The sequence below is a fragment of the Streptomyces sp. NPDC107581 genome (assembly GCF_055657175.1).
Genome location: NZ_JBVKBH010000007.1, coordinates 474,093 through 496,204 on the forward strand (window position 1 = coordinate 474,093; position 22,112 = coordinate 496,204).

Consider the following 22,112-nt stretch of genomic DNA (forward strand, 5'->3'; position numbering starts at 1 on the left):
AGCTCCCACCGCAAGGAGAAATGGCCGATGGCCGGCAAGACGATCGTGCGCTGCTCCGCAGGACACCTGTTCACGGCAACCTGGCTCCCGCTGATCGGCCTCAGGTCGATCCGGCTCACGCCCAGCCGGCGCTACGCGCGGTGCCCGGTCGAGCGCCACTGGGGCGTGGTGACCAGAGTGGAGGGCATGGCCCTGAGCCAGGCCGAGACCGAATCGGCGCAAGCCCACGACGCAGGCCTGCAGTAGCCCTTTCCCGTCGACCCTGCAGTAGCCCTTTCCCGGCCCTTTCCCGTCGACCCTGCAGTAGCCCTTTCCCGTCGGCTCCGCAGTAGCCCTTCCCCGTCGACGTGCGCCATCATTTCGTCACGAGAGGAACGAGCATGCCCCGGTTCTCCCAGGTCTGCGTCACGGCGCTCATGGCCGGTGCCGCCCTCACCTCCCTCGGCTCCGTGGCGGCCGCCGCGGACAGCCCCGCGGCGGCCCGGGCCGGCGAGGGCCGCGCCGCGGCCTGGAGTCCGCCGGACGGCTACGTCTACCAGGCCGCCTGGCTCACCACCGCGGAAGGCTGTGCCACCCAGGGCGAGAAGGGTGTCGCGGGGGGCCGCTGGACCGACTTCCTGTGCCATCCCGAATACCGCGGGGGAACGGACATCCCGCTGCTCTACCAGGTGTTGTACGTGAAGAAGTGACCGCGCGGAGTCACTCGGGAGCGATGGCGAAACTGCGCCACGGGCCCGATGACCTCACCACGTCGTCCGACGCCTGCATGCTCAGGTAGATGCGCTGCCCGCCGGGCGGCTCGGTGCAGTCGGGTGTGGTGTACAGGAGGATGCTGCTCTGGGTGTAGTTGGTGACACGGGTGACGCCCTCGCGGAAGGGGTGGCACCCGTGGACCGACGGGTTCGAGATGGTCTCCACGGGTCTGAGACCGTTGCGCGCCACGATCTGGCCGGACGCCTGGTCCTGGCAGGAGGTGAGCGCGATGCCGAGCAACGCGATACCGGTGAGTGTGGCCAGCGGCCGTGAAGCACGCATCGAGCCTCCAGTGCCGGGACGGGGAACCGGCGGGGACGTCCTCCCGCCACCACTATCCGCCAGAGAGCACGGAGACGCCCGCCGGGCCCGACGGGACGGGGCCGGACCCCCGGCTTACGCTGATCGGAGGGGGTGCATTCGGGTGAATCACTCTCCGGAAGGGGCGCCCCGATGGACGGCTACCCGTTGATCGAGAACCACGGTCTGCTGGGCGATCTGCAGACCGCGGCGCTGGTGACCACCGATGGGACCGTCGACTGGTTCTGCTGCCCGCGGTTCGACTCACCGAGTGTGTTCGGTGCGCTTCTGGACAAGGACAAGGGCGGACACTGCACGGTCAGGCCGCGCGAGGAGACGTACGCGACCAGGCAGCTGTACTTTCCCGACACGGCGATCCTGGTGACCCGGTTCATGACCGAGGCGGGCGCCGGGGAGGTGGTCGACTTCATGCCCGTGACCGGGACGACGGCGACGCCCCGCCACCGCCTGGTCCGCATGGTCCGCTGCGTGCGCGGCGCGATGACGTTCGAGGGCAGTGTCGCTCCCCGGTTCGACTACGGGCGCACGGCCCACGAGCTGCACCTCACGGAACACGGCGCGGTGTTCGCCGCGGACGACGGCACGACGCTGACCATGCACCCCGTCCGCGAGCCGGAGGACGAGCGGCTGATGGACACCGTCGCGGACCAGCAGGGCGACCTGCAGGCCACCTTGACCCTGCAGGCGGGCGAGGAGCGCGGAATGGTCCTGGAATGGGCCGCCGACGGGCCGCCCGGGGAGATCCGTCTCGCCGAGTACCACCGGCTCTTCGAGGAGACCGTCGCGTTCTGGCGCTCCTGGCTGGGCCAGTCGCGGTACTCCGGACGCTGGCGCGAGGCGGTGGAGCGCTCGGCGGTGACGCTGAAGCTCATGACCTACGCCCCCAGCGGCGCCCTGGTGGCGGCCCCGACGGCGGGGCTCCCGGAGCAACTGGGCGGCGAGCGCAACTGGGACTACCGGTTCACCTGGATCCGCGACGCCTCCTTCTCCGTGTACGCCCTGCTGGGGCTGGGGTTCACCGACGAGGCGCAGGCGTTCATCCGATGGCTCGGCGAACGGGTCACGGAGCGGCCGGACCGCGGCGGGGACTCCGGCCCCATCAACATCATGTACACGGTCGACGGTTCCTCCGACCTGGAGGAGGAGATCCTCGGCCACTGGGAGGGCTATGCGCGTTCCGCCCCGGTACGGATCGGCAACGGCGCCGCCACCCAGCTCCAACTGGACATCTACGGCGAGGCGCTGGACAGCATCTACTTCGCGCACCGGCACGGCCTCCAGCTGGGGCACCGGGGATGGACCGCGCTGCAGACCGACCTGGACTGGCTGGCCGACCACTGGGACCAGCCGGAGGAGGGCCTGTGGGAGACGCGCGGCGGCCGCGAGGACTTCACGTACGGCCGTGTGATGTCGTGGGTCGCGTTCGACCGCGCCCTGCGGCTCGCCGAGTCGAGCGGCAGACCGGCCGCGACCTCGCGCTGGAGCGCCGCGCGGGACGAGCTGTACGAACAGATCATGGCCAAGGGGTGGAACGAGGGGCGCCGGGCCTTCGTCCAGCGCTACGGCAGCGACGTCCTCGACTCCTCGCTGCTGCGCATGGCGACCGTCGGTTTCGTCACGCCCAGCGACCCCATGTGGGACTCCACCCTCGACGCGATGGAGGAGGAACTGGTCAGCGACAGCCTGGTCTACCGGTACAACCCCGAGGCCTCGCCCGACGGCCTGCGCGGCTCGGAGGGCACCTTCTCGCTGTGCACGTTCATCTACGTCGACGCCCTGGCGCGCGCGGGGCGTACCGACAAGGCCCGGCTGGTGTTCGAGAAGATGCTGGGTTACGCCAACCATCTGGGCCTGTACTCCGAGGAGATCGACCTGACGGGCCGCCAACTGGGCAATTTCCCGCAGGCGTTCACCCATCTCGCCCTCATCGACACGGCCATCACCCTGAACGCGGCCCTCGACCGGCGCTAGCCGCACCCGCTACGGCCGGACCGACCCGCTACGGCCGGACCGACCCGCTACGGCCGGACCGACCCGCTACGGCCGGACGGACCCGTTACGGCCGGACCGACGCGTTACGGCCGAACGCACCCCGGTGCAGCGGGACGGACCCGCGTCCGCCCCCGGGGGGATCAGCCGTCGTCGCCGGCGCCCGTACGCCGCAGGTCCGCGTCGGTGAGGCCCTCCAGCTCGCCCCGGGTGTCCAGCCAGTAGAGCAGGACGACCGCGGGGACGATGAGCACGACGGCGCCGAACGTGACGAACGCCAGCCAGCGCAGCGTGGTGGGCGCGCCGGCGCCCTGGGCGACGGTCAGCGAGGTCGGGACGAGATAGGGGCGCTGCGCCATGCCCCAGGCGATGACGGCCGACGCGACCACGCCGACCGCCGCGGCCCGGGACCAGGCTCCGGAGGCACGCGTCAGCAGCCATGCGGTGGCGAGCGTGCACACGGCCGCCAGGACGACGAAGACGAGCCCCACGCCGTGCGTGAGCCCGTGCCACACATGGGGCGCGTCCCCGTGGGTGACGACCAGCGTGATCACGGCGAGAACGGCGACGGCGGCGAGGGCGCACCGGGCCCGCCGCCGGAAGTAGCCGTCCAGGCCGGGCACGTCGAAGCGGCGGGCGTCCGCGGCGAGGAAGACGGCGCCGAGCAGCGCGGTGGCCGCGACGGCGAGCAGGCCGAAGAGCAGCGAGGTCGGGTTGGCCCAGGCGTCCGTCGACGCCTGGGTCGTGGCCGTCACCCGGCCCGAGGCCACTCCCCCGGCCGCGGCGCCGAGGAAGAACGGCGTCAGCAGCGAGGCGACGGCGAACACGGCACCGTAGAGGCGCCGGCCGGACAGCCGCCGGGTGGGCTTGCGCAGGGCGAAGCCGGCGCCGCGCAGCACGGTGCCCACGGCGGCCAGCGCCAGGGGCAGCCACATCGTGGTGAACACCTGCTGGAACAGGACGGGGAAACCCGTCCACATGATGACCAGCACGAAGATCAGCCAGACGTTGTTGACCTCCCACACGGGAGCCATCGCGTGGTCGATCAGCCGGCGGGGACGTCTGCCGCGCTCCGCCCCGCCCGCGGTCAGGTCCCAGAAGCCGGCTCCGTAGTCCGTGCCGCCGGCGCAGGCGTAGGCGGCGATCGCGAGCAGCAGGACGACGGCGATGGCCCCGGCGATCACGGCCGGCTCCCGGCGGAGCGCGGCCCGTACGGTGTGTCCGTCTCCGGTGTCGCCGTGTCCGTCTCCGGTGTCGCCCCCGGTGTGCGGGGCCCGTCCGCCCGGTCGGCGAGCCGCCAGCGGGTGCGCATCTTCAGCAGCACGGCCAGGAACGACCCGAATACGAAGACGTAGACCACGACGACCAGCCCGAACATGGTCCACAGGCCGGCGGAACGGGTGGCCGTCACCGCCTGCGCGACCCTCATGTTCTGGTAGACGATCCACGGCTGGCGGCCCACCTCGGTGGTGATCCAGCCGCACTCGACGGCGACGACGGAGGCAAGGCCGGCCAGGGCCGCGCAGCGGAAGAACCAGGGGGAGGCGGGCAGCCTGCGGCACAGCACCCACATCACGGCGTACCAGAGCGCGAGCAGCATCAGCAGCGAGCCGATCCCGACCATGATGTCGAAGGTCCAGTGGGCGATGGTGGCCTGGGCGGGCGTCGGCCGGTCGCTCGCGGGGACGGCGGTCAGCCCGGTGACCCGCGTGTCCGGGCGGAAGCCGGCCAGGACGGAGTCGAGCTGCGGGATCCTGATGCCGCCGGAGACGGTCCCGTTCGTGTGCAGCCGGCCGAACAGGTACTCCGGTACATGGGTGCCGGTCCTCCAGACGACCTCCATCGCGGCGAACTTCACCGGCTGCTTGTGGAACACCTGCCGGGCGATGGAGTCGCCCAGCACGAACTGCACCGGAGTGCACACCGCGGCGAGCGAGAAGGGGATGGTGAAACCGAGCCGGTGATAGCGGTCACGGCGGCCGCGCAGCCATCCGGCGGCGTAGACGCCGGCCACGACGTAGCCGGCCGTCACGAACATCGCCATGACGAAATGCCAGTACTCCGGGCCGAACATGGGCGTGAAGATCGCTTCCCGGACCCGCACGTCGATCGGGTTGCCCGCGGCGTCGAGGGCGAAGCCCCGGGGGGTGTTCATCCAGGAGTTGGCGGCCAGGATCCCGAAGGCTCCGAGCAGGGCGGCGAGGGGCAGCGGCAGCGCGAGCAGGAAGTGGGCGCGGGCGGGGAGTCTGCGCCAGCCGTACAGGTAGACGGCGATGAGGACGGCCTCCAGGAAGAAGGCCCACGCCTCGACGCCGAAGCCGATGCCGAAGACATCGCCCCACCGGCCCATCATGCCCGGCCACAGCAGCCCGAACTCGAAGGAGAGGACGGTGCCGGTGACCACGCCGATGGCGAACTGGACGGCCATCACGGCCGACCACCGCCGGGCCAGGAGCAGGGCGGCCGCATCGCCGCGGCGCAGCCCGTAGCCGTGCATGATCAGGGTGATCAGCGGCAGCGCCACGCCCAGCGGCACCAGGATGATGTGGGAGGCGAGGGTGAAGGCCATCATCGATCTGGCCGGGAGCATCTGGGCCGGCGCGTCCGGCAGCGCCGCCATCACGGTGTGCATACGGGTCTCCCCGGGGGCCGACGCGAGTGGGGTGGGTCAGCCGCCGGTGGCGAAGCCGGGGAAGAGGGTCATGCCGCCGTCGACGTAGAGGGTGGTTCCCACGACGTAGTCCATCAGGTCGGAGGCGAGGCCGACGACGGCGTGGGCGATGTCGTCGGGCTCGCCGACCCGTTCGTAGGGGATGAGCCGCAGGAGGTCCTGCTCCGCCTCGGGCGTGTCCCAGGCGTCGCGGTTGATGGGGGTCTTGATGGCTCCGGGGGCGACCGCGTTCACGCGGATCTTCTTCGGGGCGAGTTCCTGGGCCAGGGTCGCCATCATCATCTGGACGCCGCCCTTGGAGGAGGCGTAGTTGACGTGGCCGGCCCACGGGATGATCTGGTGCACGGAACTCATGCAGATGATCTTCCCGGCGGCGCGCGACACCTCCGGGACGACTCCGCGGCGCAGGAACTCCCTGGTCGCCTCACGGGCGCAGAGGAACTGCCCGGTGAGGTTGACGTCCAGGACCTTCCGCCACTGGGCCAGCGTCATCTCGGTGATCGCGGCGTCCCGCTGCAGTCCCGCGTTGGCGACCAGGATGTCGATCGTGCCGAACTCCCGGACCATCCGGTCCGTCATGGCGACGACCTGGTCCTCGTCGGAGACGTCCGCCTCGTAGGCCGCGGAGCGCACCCCGAAGGCGGTGATCTCCTCGACCACCGACTCCGCCTCCTCACGGCCGGCCACGTAGTTCACCACGACGTCGGCCCCGGCCCGGCCCAGGGCGACGGCGGTCGCCCTGCCGATCCCGGAGTTCGCGCCGGTCACCAGCGCCTTCTGGCCCTTCAGCAGGTGGGCGGGGACCACACCCCGGGGTGCGCCCTCGGTGGAACTCACGATGTCCTGCTCCTCCCTCGCGTGCCCGGTCCGGAGCCGGGCACATGGCCCGAGGTCCGGGCATCAGACAAGCACCGCGGGGGTACGGCGGCATGCCGGGGCGGACCGTGTTGCGCTGCCCGGCCGAGGATCTTCGCCCGGTCGGGGGCGGGCCGCGGGCGGGGCGGGGCGTCTGCGGGGCGGGGCGTCTGCGGGACGGGGGCGGGCAGGTCAGCTCAGCCGCTCCAGCAAGTGGTCGCCCACGCGCAGGGCGTTCGCCATGGCCGTCAGGGACGGGTTGACCGCGCCGATGCTCGGGAAGAAGCTCGTGTCGACGACGTAGAGGTTGTCCAGATCGTGGGCCTTGCAGTTGATGTCCAGCGCCGAGGCCGCCGGGTCGGTGCCGAAGCGCACCGTGCCGGCCTGGTGGGCGGTGGCACCGATCGGCATGCCCTTGTGCAGGTAGATGCTGCGGGACAGCAGCCGGTGCTCGTGCATGCCGAGATGTCCGAGCATGTGCTGCAGCTTGTGCCGCAGGCGCTCCAGACCGGCGATGTTGTTCGTCTCGTCGAGCGTGAGGCGGATGCGGCCGTCGCTCTCCAGCGTCACCCGGTTGTCCGCCTGCGGCAGGTCCTCCCCGCACAGCCAGAAGTCGACCGCGTGATGGGCCAGGACCTCGAAGGGCATGTCCGGTGCCACCGCGCCGGCCCAGCGCGGGGCCTCGCCGTGGATCTGCTCGGCGTCCGACTTGCCGAGCATCTGGATGCCGCCCAGCGGGTAGTCCCAGTCGTCCGCGCCCAGATACCAGTCGTGCAGGGCGAGGGTCTTCTGGAACTGGGTGTCGTTGGGCTCCTTGGAAACGGCCATCAGGGCAAGGTTGTTGTGCCGCATGTAGTGGCGGCCGACCACGTCCGAGCTGTTCGCCAGCCCCCGCGGATGCCGGTCGCCGGCCGAAGCGAGCAGCAGGGCGGCGGAGTTGACCGCCCCGCAGGCGACGACCACGATGCCGGCCGAGAAGCGGGCCTCCTCCTCGTCCGGGAGCCGGGCGACCACCGTGGTGACGGTGCGGCCGGAGGGGTCGGTCTCCAGCCTCGTCACCCGGGCGCCGGTGACCAGGTCGACGTTGGGGTGGCGCAGGGCCGGCTCCACGCAGATCACCTGGGCGTCGGACTTGCCGCGCACCAGGCAGGGGAAGCCGTCCACCCGGTTGCAGCGGATGCAGACGCTGGAGCGGGTGGCCCGGCCGTGCTCGTCCTGGGTGAGGTCGACGCCGATCGGCAGGTGGAAGGGGTGCAGCCCCTGCTTCTCCAGGTCCTGGCCCAACTGCTCGATGCGCGGCTCGTGTTCGACCGGCGGGTAGGCGTACTGCGCGCTGCACGGCCCTTCCCAGGGATCCTCTCCGTGCCGGCCGTGCACCAGATAGAGGTGCTCCGCCTGGGTGTAGTACGGCTCCAGGTCCTCGTAACCGAGGGGCCAGGCGGGGGAGATGCCGTCGTGGTGGCGCAGTTCGCCGAAGTCCTGCGGGCGCAGCCGGAACAGCGCCGCCCCGTAGAACTTGGTGTTGCCGCCGACGTAGTAGTTCACCTCGGGCGGGAACTCCCTGCCGTGCCGGTCGAGCCAGAACTCCGGAGCCCGGTACTTGCCCTTGACGAACACCGCCGTGGAGTCCCAGTTGTCGCGTTCGCGCGGCAGGTAGCCGCCGCGTTCGAGCAGGAGCACGCGTCTGCCGGACGGGGCGAGGCGGTGGGCGAGCGTGCCGCCTCCGGCACCGGTACCGATGACGATGACGTCGTACGGGGGCAGGGTGTCCACGGCAACCACCGTCCTTGCTCGTGCGGTCCGCGGCCGTTGCTGGCTCTCCCCCCTTCGAACGTACGCGCCGTACGGGTGTGCGGCACCCGGAGCGTGCCCCGCACCGGCACGGTCACAGAACGGCGATCGGGTTCACCGGGGAGCCGGTCGCCGCCGGGAGCCGCAGGGGGGCGACCACGCACAGGAAGTGCCAGCGGCCCTGCTGCTCGCACACCGGCACCAGTTCCTCGAAGTCCAGGTAGTCCAGCAGATGCAGCCCCATGGCGTTGACCGCCAGCACATGCACGGGAAACCGGACTTCGGCCACCGCGCCGGGCGCCGCGTCGCTGTTGCCGTCCGACCCCAGGACGGACACCCGCCGCTCGGCCGGAAAGCTCATCGCCGTGGGGTGCAGACCCGCCCTCGCCCGCGCCACGTTCCAGGCGCCGAGGGTCCGGCGCCGCAGCCGGTGCCCCACGCGCACGAGCAGCAGGTCACCCGGTCCGACCTCCGTCCCCTGGGCGGCCTCGGCCGCGGCCAGGTCCTCGGCCGTCACCTGGTCGCCGGGTTCCAGCCACGGCACCCCGCGCAGGCGCGGGATGTCGAGGAGGACACCGCGGCCGACGATGCCGTCCCGCACCAGGTCGAGCGTGAGCGCCCCGGCGCCGTCCGGCGTCACGGTGCTCGCCGGGACACCGCCGTACAGCTCGCCGTCGAACATGACGTGGCACAGCGCGTCGAGGTGGCTGTCGGCGTCCCCGTGCACGTTCATGGCGAACCGGTCGCGGGCGAACGCGAGTCCGTGCCCGGCAACCTCCCCCTGCGTCGGTGCCGTCATGTGGTGGGACGCGGGCTCCGGGTCGTCGGGGCCGGTCCGGGTCTCGATGGGCGCGGCCAGCGACACGGTGCGTCCGCACCGGACCTCGGCCGCGGCCGCCGTCACCCGCTCGGGGGTCAGCTGCTCCAGTGCGCCGCGCCGGTGCTCCGCGGCGGCCGGGTCCCGGTCCCGCAGACGGCGGTACAGGGCGCGGAAGGCCGCCTCGGACAGGGAGGGCGATGCCCCGCGCGCGGGTGCGGGATGCGGGGGTTCAGGCTGTCCGGGACCCGGGGGTTCGGGCTGTGCGGGTACGGGCTGCGGGTGCGAGGTCACCGGGGACTCCTCCTCGTCCGGACCCTCCCTCCCGTTCATTGCAGCACTCGGCCGAGGGCCCCGCATGCCCGGACGGCTCGACGTGCAGGCCACGACGGCGGCGCCTTCACTGGGAGACAGGGCCGAAGGGCTCAGGACTGACTGGAGGTGCGGTATGGCAAGGCGCACGACACGGAGTGCGGCGGGGGCGGTGGCGGCCGTGGTCGTCGCGGTCGCGGTCGCGGCGGCAGGGTGCTCCGGCAATTCCGGAAACTCCTCCGGCGCCGCCAGCAAAGCGGCCTCGGCGGCGTCCTCGGCCGTCGCGTCCCTCGCCTCCCGGGGATCCGATGCGCTGGCGTCGGCGTCGGCGGAGGCCAGGCGGAAGCTCGACGAGGTCAAGAACGGGGTGAAGGCCAAGGACGACGTCACGCTCGGCACCGTCGCCATCGGCGGTGACGGCAAGGCGACGGCCAAGGTGACCGCCAAGAACACCGCCGATTCCGCCAAGTCCTTCGCCGTCCAGGTCAATTTCACGGACAAGAGCGGCAATCTGCTGGACGTGACCGTGGTGACCGTCAAGGACGTGGCCGCGGGCGCCTCGGGCGAGGCCACGGCCACCGGCAACCGCAAGCTGAGCGGGGACGTGCACGCGGCGGTCGGTTCGGCCCTGCGCTACTGACCGCCCCTCGCCCGCCCGGGCGGCGGCGGGGCGCAGAGCACCCGGCGGCGGGGCGCAGAGCACCCCGCCGGCCCGCGCCGCCGCCGTCGTCCGGATCACGCGTCGCTGCGCACCATCCGGTACGCCGCACCCGCCAGGGCGAGTGCCGTCCAGCCGAGGAAGACCAGCAGCCCGGCCAGGGGCGACAGGGTGGTGGAGTCGTGCGTCAGGGCGAACACCGCCCGGCCCGCGTTGCTCGGCAGGCAGGGGCTGATGTCGTTCTGCCAGGAGCTGGGCAGGAGCGAGACCAGGCCGGGGATGAGCATCAGGACGGCGACCAGGAGCGAGACACCGCCGGCCACCGACCGCAGCAGTGCGCCGAGGGCGGTGCCGATCACGCCGACCAGGCCGAGGTAGAGCCCGGCGCCCAGCAGGCTGCGCACGACCCCCGCGTGGGTCAGGCCCATCGCGGCGGGGGTGCCGGAGACGATCCCGCTGCCGGCCAGGAACGCGACGAACGCGCCGAGGGTGCCGACGGCCAGCGCGACCAGCCCGAACACGGCGGCCTTGGACCACAGGACGGGCAGCCGGCGCGGTACGGCCGCCAGGGTCGAGCGGATCGTGCCGGTGGAGTACTCCCCCGCCGTGACCAGCACACCGAGGACGCCGAGAGCCAGCTGGGCGAAGTTGGTGCCGAAGAGGGACAGGCTCACGGCCGTCGCGCGGGCGAAGTCCCGGTCCATCCGGGGCGAGCCGATCATGGACTTGTAGCGGGTCGCGGCGATCAGTCCGAAGGCGACGAGGAACAGCAGGCCGAGGCCCAGGGTGATCCAGGTCGACCGCAGCGACCAGAGCTTGGCCCACTCGGAGAGCAGCACGCGCCGTCCGGTCACGCGGTAGCCGGGACGGGCGGAGGGCGCGGTGCGGGGGGCCTCGGCGGCGGTGAGGGTGCTCATGCGGTCCTCCCGGCGGACTCGGCGGCCTTGGGGGTCTCGGCGGGCCCAGCGGTCTCGGGGGTCTCGGCGGTTTCGGGCGTCTCGGCGGGCCCAGCGGTATCGGGGGTCTCGGTGATCTTGAGGGTCTCGGCGGACCCGGCAGTCTCGGGGTTTCCGGCGGCGGACCCGGCAGCCCCCGCTCTCCCCGCTCTCCCCGCTCTCCCCGAGCTCCCCGAGCTCCCCGCGGTCTCGATGCTCCCCCTGCTCCCCGCGGTCTCGATGCCGGTCGTTGAGCCGTGGTACTCCACGGCGTCCCGGGTCAGGTCCATGAAGGCCTCCTCCAGGGAGACGGACCGCGCGGTCAGCTCGAACAGCGCGATCCCGTGCTCGGCGGCCCTCAGCCCGATCTCGCGGGCGCTCAGCCCGGTCACCTGCAGCTCCTCGGAGCCGGCCCGGCCGGTGATGTCGACACCCGGGCCCGCCAGCACGTCCCGGAGCCCGGCCGGGTCCTGGGTCGCCACCCGCACCGTGTCGCCGCCCGCCCGGCGGACCAGGTCACGGACCGTGGTGTCGGCCAGCAGTCGTCCCCTGCCCACCACGATCAGGTGGTCCGCCACCTGCGCCACCTCGCCCATCAGATGGGAGGAGACGAACACCGTCCGGCCCTCCGCCGCGAGCGAGGTGAGCAGCGTGCGGATCCAGAGCACGCCCTCCGGGTCGAGACCGTTGACCGGCTCGTCCAGCATCACCGTGTGCGGGTCGCCGAGCAGCGCCGCGGCGATGCCGAGCCGCTGGCCCATGCCGAGGGAGAAGGCACCGGCCCGCTTGCGCGCCACGCTGCCGAGACCGGCCAGTTCGATGACCTCGTCGACCCGGCGGCGCGGGATGCCGTGGGTGAGCGCGAGCGCCCGCAGATGGTTGCTGGCCGTACGGCCCGGGTGGACGGACCTGGCCTCCAGGAGGGCCCCGACCTCCTGGAGCGGTGCCTGGTGGCGCGCGTAGCGGCGGCCGTTGACGGTGACGGTGCCGCTCGTCGGGGCGTCGAGGCCGACGACCATCCGCATGGTGGTGGACTTGCCTGCGCCGTTGGGCCCCAGGAAGCCGGTCACGGTGCCCGGTTTCACGGTGAAGTCCAGCGCGTCGACGGCCGTTTTCTCGCCGTACCTCTTGCTCAGCTGACGTGCGTCGATCATGGGCGCTCTTTCTCTCGGACTCGGGTGTCCTCTCGGACTGTGGCGTCCGTCGCATCTGACGCCTCACCCGCAACGCTAGGGTCCGAATCGTCCCGGTTCCGAGGTACCGGGGGCCGAACGGGCCCATGCGGGTCGTACGGCGCCCCTACGGGCAGTGCCCCGGCACCGCCCGCCGCCCGGTCCGGCTCCGGCCGGCCCGCAGACACCCACCGCCCGGTGCAGCTCCCGCCGCCCGCTCCGGCTCCCGCCGCCCGCTCCGGCTCCGGCCGCCCCTCCGACTCGGCCCGGCCCGCAGGCCCTGCCGCTCAGTCCAGCTGCAGCCGGTCCGCCAGCCCCGCCGCGGTGAACGCGGCCACCACGTGCTCCCGGCCTTCGGTGAAGTGGGCCCAGCTGTCGCAGTGCGCCGCGACCACGCGGCGGGCGTCCAGGAGCTGTGCGGCGCTCGCGGCTCCGACGCCGTCGAGGACGAGGAGGGCGTCGTCGAGGACGGGCATGCGGGGTGCTCCGGCGAAGAGGACGGCGGTGTCGACCGGCGCGTACCGGTCGGCGATCTCCTGGACCAGTTCCAGGGAGGCGTTGTCGCCGCTGACGTAGACGCTCGGCAGGTCGGGGGAGGTCAGGACGAAGCCGGTGACCTCGCCGACGAGGGGCTCGGAGCCCTTGGGCCCGTGCAGGGCGGGCGCGGCGGTGACGGTGAGGGTGCCGCCGTCGGGGCGGGGCAGTTCGACGGACTCCCAGGGCGCGAGGGCCCGGGTGGTGCCGCCGAGGCGGCCGGCGGCACTGGCGGTGGTGAAGGTGCGGGGCGCCTCGGCGAGCAGGGCGCGGCCGGAGTGGTCGAGGTTGTCGGCGTGCTGGTCGTGGGAGAGCAGGACGACGTCGACGGGGCCCAGCTCACTCCGGCCGATCCGGGGCGGGGCGGTCTTGACCAGGGTCCGGCCGCCGGGCGAGGGGTAGTCGCCGGGGTCGTCGAAGGTCGGGTCGGTGAGCAGGCGGAGCCCGCCGTACTCGATGAGGACGGTCGGGCCGCCGAGGACGCGGACGGGTATCTGCTCGCTCGTGGTGTCGGGGGTCGGACCGGCAGTGGCCATGGTGAACACCTCACGCTTCTTCTCACGGATGAGTGATTGTCTATCCGTGAAGTGACCCTAGCCGTTTCTCACGGATGCGCGCAAGCCGTACCATGAGGCTCATGACAGGGAGCGTGACAGGAGAGCAGGCACCGCCGACCGCGCCGGGTGCCGAGCAGTACCCGGCCCTCGACCTCGCCAACAGTGCCGTCGCCCTGCCGGGCGGCCACTCCCTCGACCTGCTCGGTACGCCCATGGCGGCGGACCGGTGGCTCGTGGAACGCGGCCTGGCCCCGGCCGGCGCGAACCTCCAGGAGACGTGTGCGGGCCGGCTGCGGTCACTGCGCGAGGAGATCCGCTCCCTGCTCGCCTCGCGGGTCGAGGGCGGCCCCGCCCCGGCCGGCGCCCTGAACGCCCTCAACGACGCGCTCACCCGCGCCCCCGCGGCCGCCCTGCTGCACTGGCATCCCGAGCGCGGCCTGTACCGGGCGGCGTCCCACCCCACCACGCAGATCGTCGAGCACGCCCTGGCCGCTCTCGCCGCCGACGCGGCCGACCTGCTCACCGGCCCCGACGCCGAGCGCCTCACCGCGTGCGGGTCCGCCCCCTGCAACCGCTACCTGCTGCGGCACGGCCGACGTCACTGGTGCTCCACCCGCTGCGGCGACCGCGCCCGCGCGGCCCGCGCCTACGCCCGCCGCGCCGCACAGCCACCGGCCGAGTAGCACGGCCGACGGCCTGCCCACGACCGAGAGCCTCTACTCACGGCAGAGGGGCCTACTCGCGGTCGAGGGCCCTGCTCACAGGCGAGGGCCGTACTCACGACCAAGAGCCCCACTCACGGTCGAGGGCCCTGCTCACAGGCGAGGGCCGTACTCACGACCAAGAGCCCCACTCACGGCCGAGGGCCCTGCTCACAGGCGAGGGCCGTACTCACGACCGGGGGTCCTGCTCACGACCGAGGGTCCCGCTCACAGGCGAGGGCTCTGCTCACGGCCAAGGGTCCCGCGCACGATCGAGGACCCCTGCTCACAGGCGCGAGGGCTCCGCTCGCCGACATACTCTCCACCCGCTCCGCGGCATCCCCCGCGCAGCCGCGCACCGGACCGTGGGCGCCGTTCGCGAGGATGTCCGCGGTGCCGGCCTCCAGCGCGCCTCGCACGGCCGCGTTCACGTCCTCGGCCATCATGGAGCTGCCCGCTCGCAGTCCCGCCCGCCCGGTCGGACGTCGCCGGTGCCGATGAGCCCGGTGACGCCTTCCCTGTCCGCGCCGATGCGCCGATCCGGATCCGCATGCCGCCGACCCCAGCCCGACCCTACGTATTGTAGGTTCCCAACCGCCAACGGCCACACGTCTGTTCATCGGGGGAGACCATGCAGGACACGGAAACGGAACCGCACCCATCGCCGGACCTCGGCCCGCGCAGTCTCGGCCCGACGCTGACCCTGCTGGTCGTCAGCCTGGTCGTGGCCGCCGTCGGCGTCTACGAACTGTGCGGTTTCGGGCTGCACAGCCTCGACCGGCGCCCGCATCTGTTCAGCGACGGCCTCGCCACCGGCGGGGTGATCGTCGCCGCGGTGGCGGCCGGGGCGGCGGTGGGCAACCTGGCCTGGCTGCTCGCGGCGGCCCGGCGCGGCCCCCGGGGTCCGGGATGAGACCCTGTGCACCGGGTGTGTGCAAGCCCGTGGCCGCACTACCCTACGAGCTGTAGGGTCAGCGATGACCCGTCCCCTCCCCCAAGGTGCCCGTCACCATGCCCGCACGTCAGTCGTTGCCCGCACCTCAGTCGAGCCCGATCACCCCACAGGTTCCCGCTCAGCGGGGACCACGCCTCAGCATCCCCGCTCTGCCGGACGGCGACGGCCGGCTGCGCAGGCGTGCGGCGTCGGCCACCGTCTGGTACCTGCGGCTGCAGGCCGTGCTCAACATCGCCGCCGTCCTCTCCCTGCCCTTCCGCGAGGAGGTGCACGAGCACAACGCGGGCGAGTTCTTCACGCCGTACCTGGCCACCGCCGGCCTCATCTCCGCGGCGCTCGCCCTGTTCCTCGCGGTGGTGATGCGCCGCCGCAAGCGCGCCGCATGGGTCTTCAACCTCCTCCTCGCCGGCCCCCTGTTCTGCCTCTACGTCCTCGCCCTGACCCGCGCCCCCTACCGCGAGCACCCGTTCAACTGGCTCTCCGCGGTCCTCACCGGCCTGTTCGTGGCGGCCCTGCTGATCGGGCGGCGTGAGTTCGAGGCCATCGGCGACCGCTCCAACCCGCGTCTCGCGCTCGCCGTCGGCGCCGGCGGCGCACTGGTCAGCGGCACCCTCGGCACCCTGCTGGTGGACGCGACGAACAAGCTCCCCGGCGCCACCCTCAAGGACGAGATCGCCTACACCCTGCTGCGCGGCGTCAGCGTCGGCCCGCTCGCCGACCGGGTCGGCGCCGTCGACGCCCCCCGCTGGGCGGACGTGATCGTCAACGTCCTGATCGCCGCGACGTTCCTCCTGGTGCTGTACGCCTGCTTCCGCTCCCCGCGCGGCGAGTGCCTGCTCGCCGAGGAGGACGAGCACCGGCTCCGCTGCCTGCTCGACAAGCACGGCGAGCGCGACTCCCTCGGCTACTTCGCGCTGCGCCGCGACAAGGCCGTCATCTTCTCCCCCAGCGGCAAGGCGGCCGTCGCCTACCGCGTCATCGGCGGTGTCAGCCTGGCCTCCGGCGACCCCATCGGCGACCCCGAGGCCTGGCCCGGCGCCATCGACGCCTGGCTGGCCGAGGCCCGCCGCCACGCCTGGACCCCGGCCGTCATGGGCGCGAGCGAGGAGGCGGGCACGATCTACGCCCGCCACGGCCTGGACGCCCTGGAACTGGGCGACGAGGCGATCGTCGACCTCGCCGACTTCACCCTCGACGGCCGGGCGATGCGCGTCGTGCGCCAGGCCCACAACCGCGTCCGCCGGGCCGGCTACACGGTCCGCATCCGCCGTCACGAGGACATCCCCGACGAGGAGATGGCCCTGCTCATCGACCGTGCCGACCACTGGCGCGACGGCGCCACCGAGCGCGGCTTCTCCATGGCGCTGGGCCGCCTCGGCGACGCCGGCGACGGCCGCTGCGTGATGCTGGAGTGCCTGGACGGCAGCGCCGGCGAAGGGGACGAGGTGCCGCGCGCCCTGCTCAGCTTCGTCCCCTGGGGCGAGCACGGCCTCTCCCTGGACCTGATGCGCCGCGACCGCGACTGCGAGAACGGGCTGATGGAGTACATGGTCGTGGAACTGCTGCTCCAGGCCGAGAAGCTGGGCGTGCGACGGGTGTCGCTGAACTTCGCCATGTTCCGCTCGGTCTTCGAGCGCGGTTCCCGCCTCGGCGCCGGCCCGGTCCTGCGTCTGTGGCGCTCGATCCTCACCTTCTTCTCACGCTGGTGGCAGATCGAGTCCCTCTACCGCGCCAACGCCAAGTACCGCCCGGTGTGGGAGCCCCGCTTCCTGCTCTTCGCCAAGAGCAGCGACATCCCCCGCATCGGCCTGGCCAGCGCCCGCGCGGAGGGCTTCCTGGCCCCGCCCACCCTGCCGGCGTTCACCCGCCGCAGGCAGCCGGCCCCCGCGGAGCCCACCGCACCGTGACCGACCGCGGCGCGGTCAGCGCGAGAGCCCGCGGGTGGGGCGGCCGGGAGGGGCTGCTGCCTCAGCCGCCGCCCACCGTGAATCCGATGACCGCGCCGCCGCCCTCCCGACGGAACGCGAACGGCGCCCCGCGGTGCGCCATGGCGACCTCCCGCACGATCGACAGCCCGAGCCCCGACCCCGGCAACGAGCGCGCATCGGCGGCCCGGTAGAACCGGTCGAAGATCCGGATGAGATCGCCCTCGGCGATACCGGGCCCCCGGTCGAGCACCTCGACCCGCACCGTCCCCGCCCGTGCGGGCCCCGCGATGTTGACCTCGATCGGGGCCTTGCCGCCCCGGTCGAACTTGGCCGCGTTCTCGACCAGGTTGGAGATCGCCCGCTGCAGCATCCCCGGCCGTCCGTCGGTCGTCGTGTCCCCGCTCGTGCGCAGCACGATCTCCCGCCCCGTACGCCGCTTGGCGAGCCCCACCACGTCCTCGGCGATGTCGGCGAGATCCACCCGCTGCGGCGGCTCCGTGTCGGACTGCCCGGCCGCCAGATCGACCAGCTCATTGACCAGATCGGTCAGCTCGCGGGCCTCCTGGGTGAGATCGGCGACGAGGTCCTCGCGCGTCTCCGGAGGAAGTTCGTCGATCCGGCGCAGCAGCGAGATGTTCGTACGCAACGACGTCAGCGGCGTGCGCAGCTCGTGCCCCGCGTCCTGGACCAGCCGCCGCTGGTCCTCCTCCGACTGTGCGAGCCGCCCCAGCATCCGGTCGAAGGCGCGCCCGAGCCGCCCCACCTCGTCCAGACCCGCGACGGGCACCTCGATACCCAGCTGCCGGGTGCGGGCCACGTCCTCGGCGGCGGAGGTGAGGATCACCAGACGCCGGGTGATCCGGCGCGCCAGCCACCAGCCGAACAGCCCCGCGGCCACCACGACGGCGGACATCAGGATCAGCGTGCGCTGCTGCAGGGCCCGCAGCAGATCCTCGGTGTCGCTGAACTCCTGGGCGACCTGCACGGCGCCCCTTGCGTGGCCGAGCGAGACGGTGGCGATACGGAACAGGTCCTCGCCGACCCGGACGTCCTTGTGCTCGACCACCGTGCCGGCCGCCCGCGCGGCGGCCACGGCCCGGTCCCCGGCGGTGACGGGCAGCACCGGGCTGCCGTGGTCGACGATCTGCCCGTGCGCGCCGAGCACCTGCACATCGGTGCGGGCGGGCCGGACCACGTCATGGCCCGGCCGGGAGGAGGAGAAGTCCTCGGGGACCATCTCGTGCTGGCGCACCTCGTCCCGCACGTCCTGCACGACCTGCGTGAACACCGACTGCTGGTCGACCCGGACCAGCCGCGCGGCGGAGCCGTACGACAGGATGCCGACGAGGATCGTGACGGCGGCGGTGACGGCGGCGAAGGACACCGCGAACGTGGTGCGCAGGGAGACCAGCCTGGGCCGGGGCCCGGCCGCCGGCCGCCAGCGGCGGCCCACTAGTCCTCCCGCAGCACGTAACCCACGCCCCGCACGGTGTGGATCAGCTGCGCGGCGCCGGGCTCGTCCAGCTTGCGGCGCAGATAGCCGACGTACACGGCGAGGTTCTTGGAGCCGGGTCCGAAGTCGTAGCCCCAGATGCGGTCGTAGATGGTGGAGTGGTCGAGCACGATCCCGGCGTTGCGCACCAGCAGTTCCAGCAGTTCGAACTCGGTGCGGGTCAGCTCCAGTTCGCGTCTGCCGCGCCAGCCCCGCCGGGCCTGGAGGTCCATCCGGATCCCCGCGGCCTCCACCTGCCGGTCGGAGACCTGCACCTCCCGCCCGCCCTCGCCCGAGGAGCTCGGGCCTGCGCCGCCCGCGGGCACCGGGCTGGTCCGCCGCAGCAGCGCCCGCAGCCGGGCGAAGACCTCCTCGACGTCGAACGGCTTGACGACGTAGTCGTCCGCACCGGCGTCCAGGCCCGCGATGCGGTCGGCGGTCTCCACCAGGGCGGTGAGCATCAGGATCGGGGTGCGGTCGCCCTCGGCGCGCAGTACCCGGCAGACCTGGAGCCCGTCGATGCCCGGCATCATCACGTCGAGCAGCAGGACGTCCGGCGGGGTCCTGTGGGCCTGTGCCAGCGCTTCCACGCCGTCGGCCACCGCCGTCACCTCATACCCCTCCAGGGCCAGGGCACGCTCCAGGGCATGGCGGATGGCACGATCGTCTTCGGCGAGCAGCACAGTCTGGGGCACGCTCCCAGTCTGCCAAGGCCACCGGCGATTGGCCCGGGCCCGATGGCCCTACGATCACGCTTTTTACCGCCCTCTCACCGTCACACGGACAACCGGAAGCGCTGCCCCGCCGTCTTCTCACCCCGCGGGTCGCAGTGCGGCGAGCTGCTCGGCGAAGGGCACCACGGTGAAGTCGGCGACCTCCACCGGGGCCGGCCGCTCCTCCTCGGACGGGCCCGGGCGGGCGCCCGACAGCCCCGTCATCAGCGCGGCCAGCTCTCCGGCGGCCCGCTCGATCCGCTCCGGCAGCCCCTGCGCGCCCCAGTCCTCCGAGGCGGCGTAGACGCCGGTCGGGACGACCACGGCCCGCAGGTGGGCGAAGAGCGGACGCAGGGCGTGCTCCAGGACCAGCGAGTGCCGGGCCGTGCCGCCCGTCGCGGCGATCAGCACCGGCTTGCCCGCCGGCGCGTCCTTGTCCAGCACGTCGAAGAACGACTTGAACAGCCCGCTGTACGACGCCGAGAACACCGGGGTCACGACGATCAGCCCGTCCGCGTGCGTCACCGCGTCCAGCGCGGCCGCCAGGTTCCGGCCGGGAAAGCCGTTGGTGAAGGTGTGCGCGATCTCGACCGCGAGCTCGCGCAGCTCCACCGTGAGGACGTCCAGCGGCGGCGGCGCCTGCCGGCCCACCGCGGCGGCCAGCCGGTCGGCCAGCAGCCGGGTGGAGGACGGAACGCTCAGCCCCGCGGACACGACGACGAGCTTCATACGGCGGTCACCTCGCTCTTCTCGCTCTTCTCGCTCTTCTGGTTCCTCTGGTTCTTCTCGCTCTTCTCTCTCTCCGCGAGCAGCGAGACGTGGGTGGGCGCCTCCGGCACGTCCGCCGGGCGCCCGACGGCGAACTCCTTCCGCAGCACCGGAACGACCTCCTCGCCGAGCAGGTCGATCTGCTCCAGCACGGTCTTGAGCGGCAGCCCCGCGTGGTCCATCAGGAACAGCTGGCGCTGGTAGTCACCGGCGTACTCCCTGAAGCCCAGCGTCTTCTCGATCACCTGCTGCGGGGAGCCGACCGTCAGCGGGGTCTGCTCGGTGAAGTCCTCCAGCGAGGGCCCGTGTCCGTACACCGGCGCGTTGTCGAAGTACGGCCGGAACTCCCGCACCGCCTCCTGCGAACTGCGGCGCATGAACACCTGACCGCCCAGGCCCACGATCGCCTGCTCCGGCGTGCCGTGCCCGTAGTGGGCGTACCGGGTCCGGTACAGCTCGACCATCCGCTTGGTGTGGTCGGCGGGCCAGAAGATGTTGTTGTGGAAGAAGCCGTCGCCGTAGTACGCGGCCTGCTCGGCGATCTCCGGCGAGCGGATCGACCCGTGCCAGACGAACGGCGCGACCCCGTCCAGGGGCCGGGGCGTGGACGTGAAGCCCTGCAGCGGGGTGCGGAACTTCCCCTCCCAGTCGACGACGTCCTCGCGCCACAGCCGGTGCAGCAGGGCGTAGTTCTCGATGGCCAGGTTGATGCCCTGCCGGATGTCCTGCCCGAACCACGGGTAGACCGGCCCGGTGTTCCCGCGCCCCGTCATCAGGTCCACCCGCCCGTCGGCCAGGTGCTGGAGCATCGCGAAGTCCTCCGCGATCTTCACCGGGTCGTTGGTGGTGATCAGGGTGGTCGAGGTGGACAGGATCAGCCGCTCCGTGCGGGCCGCTATATAGCCGAGCATCGTGGTCGGGGACGACGGCACGAACGGCGGGTTGTGGTGCTCGCCGGTGGCGAAGACGTCGAGCCCGGCCTCCTCGGCCTTGAGCGCGATGGCGACCATGGCCTTGATCCGCTCGCGCTCGGTCGGCGTACGCCCCGTGGTGGGGTCCGGCGTGACGTCGCCGACCGTGAAGATCCCGAACTGCATGGTCGCTCATCCTCCAGTTGGTTGACCGTTCAACTATACCCCTCAACGGTCACCCACCCGGCGGTATTCCGCCCTCAGGGCACCAGCACCAGCCGTCCACGCACCCCGCCCTCGGCCAGCCGGGCGTGCGCCTTGGCCGCCTCGTCCAGGCCGTACGTCTCCGCCACCCGCAGACTCAGCACCCCTTCGTCCACCAGCCGGACCAGCTCCGCCAGCCGGGCTCCGTCGGCGCTCACCTGCACGGCCACGGTCCGCACCCCGCGCACCGAGGCGGGCTGCCGACCGGGCTGGGCACTGACGAAGACACCCCCGTCGCGCACCCCTTCCAGCGCCGGCTCACCGAGCATCGCCGCGTCCAGCACCGCGTCCACGCTCCCCGGCGCGACCACCTCGGACGTGAAGCCGGTGGCACCCATGGACCGCACCAGCGCCTCGTCGGCCGCCCGGGCCTGCCCGGTCACCGCGATCCCCCGGTGCGCGGCCAGCTGCACCGCGAACCCACCCACCGCGCCCGCCGCACCGGTCACCAGCAGCGACGCACCCGGCGCCAGCTCCAGCAGGTCCAGGGCCTGGGCGGCGGTCAGGGCGTTCAGCGGCAGGGTGCCGGCGTGCACCGCGTCCACCGAGGCCGGCGCCTTGGCCACCGCGTCGGTGTCCACGACGACGTACTCGGCGTGCGCTCCCAGCGGGTCGGACACGCCCGGCACCAGCGCGACCACCTCGTCGCCGACCTGCCAGGCGGCGGCCACCCCGACCGCGTCCACGGTCCCGGCGACGTCCCAGCCGAGCCCGACCGCCTTGCCCGCCCCGCCGAAGAGGCCGGCGCGCAGCGCCAGGTCCACCGGATTGACCGCCCCGGCCGCCACCTTGATCCGGACCTGCCGGGCCCCGGGCTCCGGCACCTCCACGTCCACGATCTCCACGGCCTCCGGGCCGCCGAACACCGTCACCACAGCAGCACGCATGTCAACTCTCCCCGTAGATAAGGAACTTGTCGGACTTGCGGCAGTTTCTCCGCCGCAGTGACAACCCTAGGAGAGCTACTATCCATTCGTAAGGAGTTACCTCGGAGTGCGTAGGAGACCCGGAGGAG

General features: G+C 72.6%; 20 protein-coding genes and 1 pseudogene. 7 read left to right on the forward strand and 14 right to left on the reverse strand.

What is annotated here, in order from left to right:
* The first annotated feature begins 27 nt into the window (after window positions 1-27).
* Both ACZ7P3_RS21065 and ACZ7P3_RS21070 read left to right on the forward strand, forming a co-directional pair.
* Window positions 28-246 carry a hypothetical protein gene (locus ACZ7P3_RS21065; RefSeq protein WP_472083748.1) on the forward strand — a complete coding sequence of 73 codons (219 nt, stop codon included), beginning with the start codon at window positions 28-30 and terminating at the stop codon, window positions 244-246.
* A gap of 134 nt (window positions 247-380) precedes the next feature.
* The gene (locus ACZ7P3_RS21070) at window positions 381-689 is read left to right on the forward strand and encodes a hypothetical protein (protein WP_472083750.1); all 309 of its coding nucleotides are present in this window, start codon (window positions 381-383) and stop codon (window positions 687-689) included.
* 10 nt (window positions 690-699) lie between these two features.
* On the opposite strand, the gene ACZ7P3_RS21075 is transcribed toward ACZ7P3_RS21070, so the two are convergent.
* The gene (locus ACZ7P3_RS21075; protein ID WP_472083752.1) at window positions 700-1,035 is read right to left on the reverse strand and encodes a hypothetical protein; all 336 of its coding nucleotides are present in this window, start codon (window positions 1,033-1,035) and stop codon (window positions 700-702) included.
* A 171-nt stretch (window positions 1,036-1,206) separates the two neighbouring features.
* Here ACZ7P3_RS21075 and ACZ7P3_RS21080 point away from each other — a divergent pair, with 171 nt between their 5' ends.
* Window positions 1,207-3,045 carry a glycoside hydrolase family 15 protein gene (locus ACZ7P3_RS21080; RefSeq protein ID WP_472083754.1) on the forward strand — a complete coding sequence of 613 codons (1,839 nt, stop codon included), beginning with the start codon at window positions 1,207-1,209 and terminating at the stop codon, window positions 3,043-3,045.
* A gap of 161 nt (window positions 3,046-3,206) precedes the next feature.
* Here the strand turns inward: ACZ7P3_RS21080 and ACZ7P3_RS21085 are convergent, their stop codons facing one another.
* From ACZ7P3_RS21085 to ACZ7P3_RS21105, 5 genes are all read right to left on the reverse strand, one after another.
* Entirely contained in the window at window positions 3,207-4,247 is a 1,041-nt protein-coding gene (locus ACZ7P3_RS21085; RefSeq protein WP_472083756.1) for a cytochrome d ubiquinol oxidase subunit II, read from the reverse strand.
* Window positions 4,244-5,695: a cytochrome ubiquinol oxidase subunit I gene (locus ACZ7P3_RS21090; protein WP_472083758.1), complete on the reverse strand. Its 1,452-nt coding sequence runs from the start codon at window positions 5,693-5,695 to the stop codon at window positions 4,244-4,246. The genes ACZ7P3_RS21085 and ACZ7P3_RS21090 overlap by 4 nt, the downstream gene beginning before the upstream one ends.
* A 36-nt stretch (window positions 5,696-5,731) precedes the next feature.
* The gene (locus ACZ7P3_RS21095) at window positions 5,732-6,571 is read right to left on the reverse strand and encodes an SDR family oxidoreductase (RefSeq protein ID WP_472083760.1); all 840 of its coding nucleotides are present in this window, start codon (window positions 6,569-6,571) and stop codon (window positions 5,732-5,734) included.
* 210 nt (window positions 6,572-6,781) lie between these two features.
* Window positions 6,782-8,371 (reverse strand): GMC oxidoreductase, encoded by a 1,590-nt coding sequence (locus ACZ7P3_RS21100; RefSeq protein ID WP_472083762.1) that lies wholly within the window; start codon window positions 8,369-8,371, stop codon window positions 6,782-6,784.
* Window positions 8,372-8,474: 103 nt separating this feature from the next.
* Entirely contained in the window at window positions 8,475-9,389 is a 915-nt protein-coding gene (locus tag ACZ7P3_RS21105) for a cyclase family protein (protein WP_472083896.1), read from the reverse strand.
* Window positions 9,390-9,645: 256 nt separating this feature from the next.
* Here ACZ7P3_RS21105 and ACZ7P3_RS21110 point away from each other — a divergent pair, with 256 nt between their 5' ends.
* Window positions 9,646-10,149 carry a hypothetical protein gene (locus tag ACZ7P3_RS21110; protein ID WP_472083764.1) on the forward strand — a complete coding sequence of 168 codons (504 nt, stop codon included), beginning with the start codon at window positions 9,646-9,648 and terminating at the stop codon, window positions 10,147-10,149.
* Window positions 10,150-10,244: 95 nt separating this feature from the next.
* Here ACZ7P3_RS21110 and ACZ7P3_RS21115 read toward each other — a convergent pair whose 3' ends face one another.
* The 3 genes and pseudogenes from ACZ7P3_RS21115 to ACZ7P3_RS21125 form a co-directional block, all read right to left on the reverse strand.
* Window positions 10,245-11,084, reverse strand: a complete 840-nt coding sequence (locus tag ACZ7P3_RS21115; protein ID WP_472083766.1) for an ABC transporter permease — start codon at window positions 11,082-11,084, stop codon at window positions 10,245-10,247.
* A 245-nt stretch (window positions 11,085-11,329) separates the two neighbouring features.
* Window positions 11,330-12,256, reverse strand: a pseudogene (locus ACZ7P3_RS21120) (ABC transporter ATP-binding protein); the annotation flags it as partial.
* A 305-nt stretch (window positions 12,257-12,561) separates the two neighbouring features.
* Window positions 12,562-13,344: an MBL fold metallo-hydrolase gene (locus ACZ7P3_RS21125; RefSeq protein ID WP_472083767.1), complete on the reverse strand. Its 783-nt coding sequence runs from the start codon at window positions 13,342-13,344 to the stop codon at window positions 12,562-12,564.
* A 101-nt stretch (window positions 13,345-13,445) separates the two neighbouring features.
* On the opposite strand from ACZ7P3_RS21125, the gene ACZ7P3_RS21130 reads away from it, so the two are divergent.
* The 3 genes from ACZ7P3_RS21130 (at window position 13,446) to ACZ7P3_RS21140 (ending at window position 16,928) form a co-directional block, all read left to right on the forward strand.
* Window positions 13,446-14,048, forward strand: a complete 603-nt coding sequence (locus ACZ7P3_RS21130) for a CGNR zinc finger domain-containing protein (RefSeq protein ID WP_472083769.1) — start codon at window positions 13,446-13,448, stop codon at window positions 14,046-14,048.
* 649 nt (window positions 14,049-14,697) lie between these two features.
* Window positions 14,698-14,979, forward strand: coding sequence for a hypothetical protein (locus ACZ7P3_RS21135; RefSeq protein WP_472083770.1), 282 nt, complete (start codon window positions 14,698-14,700; stop codon window positions 14,977-14,979).
* A 98-nt stretch (window positions 14,980-15,077) separates the two neighbouring features.
* On the forward strand, window positions 15,078-16,928 hold the full coding sequence (locus ACZ7P3_RS21140) for a phosphatidylglycerol lysyltransferase domain-containing protein (protein WP_472083772.1): 1,851 nt from the start codon (window positions 15,078-15,080) through the stop codon (window positions 16,926-16,928).
* 61 nt (window positions 16,929-16,989) lie between these two features.
* Here the strand turns inward: ACZ7P3_RS21140 and ACZ7P3_RS21145 are convergent, their stop codons facing one another.
* The 5 genes from ACZ7P3_RS21145 to ACZ7P3_RS21165 all read right to left on the reverse strand — a co-directional run bounded on the left by ACZ7P3_RS21145 (window position 16,990) and on the right by ACZ7P3_RS21165 (window position 21,984).
* Entirely contained in the window at window positions 16,990-18,402 is a 1,413-nt protein-coding gene (locus ACZ7P3_RS21145; RefSeq protein WP_472083774.1) for a sensor histidine kinase, read from the reverse strand.
* A complete protein-coding gene (locus ACZ7P3_RS21150; RefSeq protein WP_472083898.1) occupies window positions 18,402-19,124 on the reverse strand; it encodes a response regulator transcription factor in 723 nt (240 codons plus the stop codon). The genes ACZ7P3_RS21145 and ACZ7P3_RS21150 overlap by 1 nt, the downstream gene beginning before the upstream one ends.
* A 129-nt stretch (window positions 19,125-19,253) precedes the next feature.
* A complete protein-coding gene (locus ACZ7P3_RS21155) occupies window positions 19,254-19,883 on the reverse strand; it encodes an FMN reductase (protein WP_472083776.1) in 630 nt (209 codons plus the stop codon).
* Window positions 19,880-21,019, reverse strand: a complete 1,140-nt coding sequence (locus ACZ7P3_RS21160) for an LLM class flavin-dependent oxidoreductase (RefSeq protein WP_472083777.1) — start codon at window positions 21,017-21,019, stop codon at window positions 19,880-19,882. Before ACZ7P3_RS21160 ends, ACZ7P3_RS21155 begins: the two co-directional genes overlap by 4 nt.
* A gap of 74 nt (window positions 21,020-21,093) precedes the next feature.
* Window positions 21,094-21,984, reverse strand: coding sequence for an NADP-dependent oxidoreductase (locus tag ACZ7P3_RS21165; protein ID WP_472083779.1), 891 nt, complete (start codon window positions 21,982-21,984; stop codon window positions 21,094-21,096).
* Window positions 21,985-22,112 lie beyond the last annotated feature (128 nt).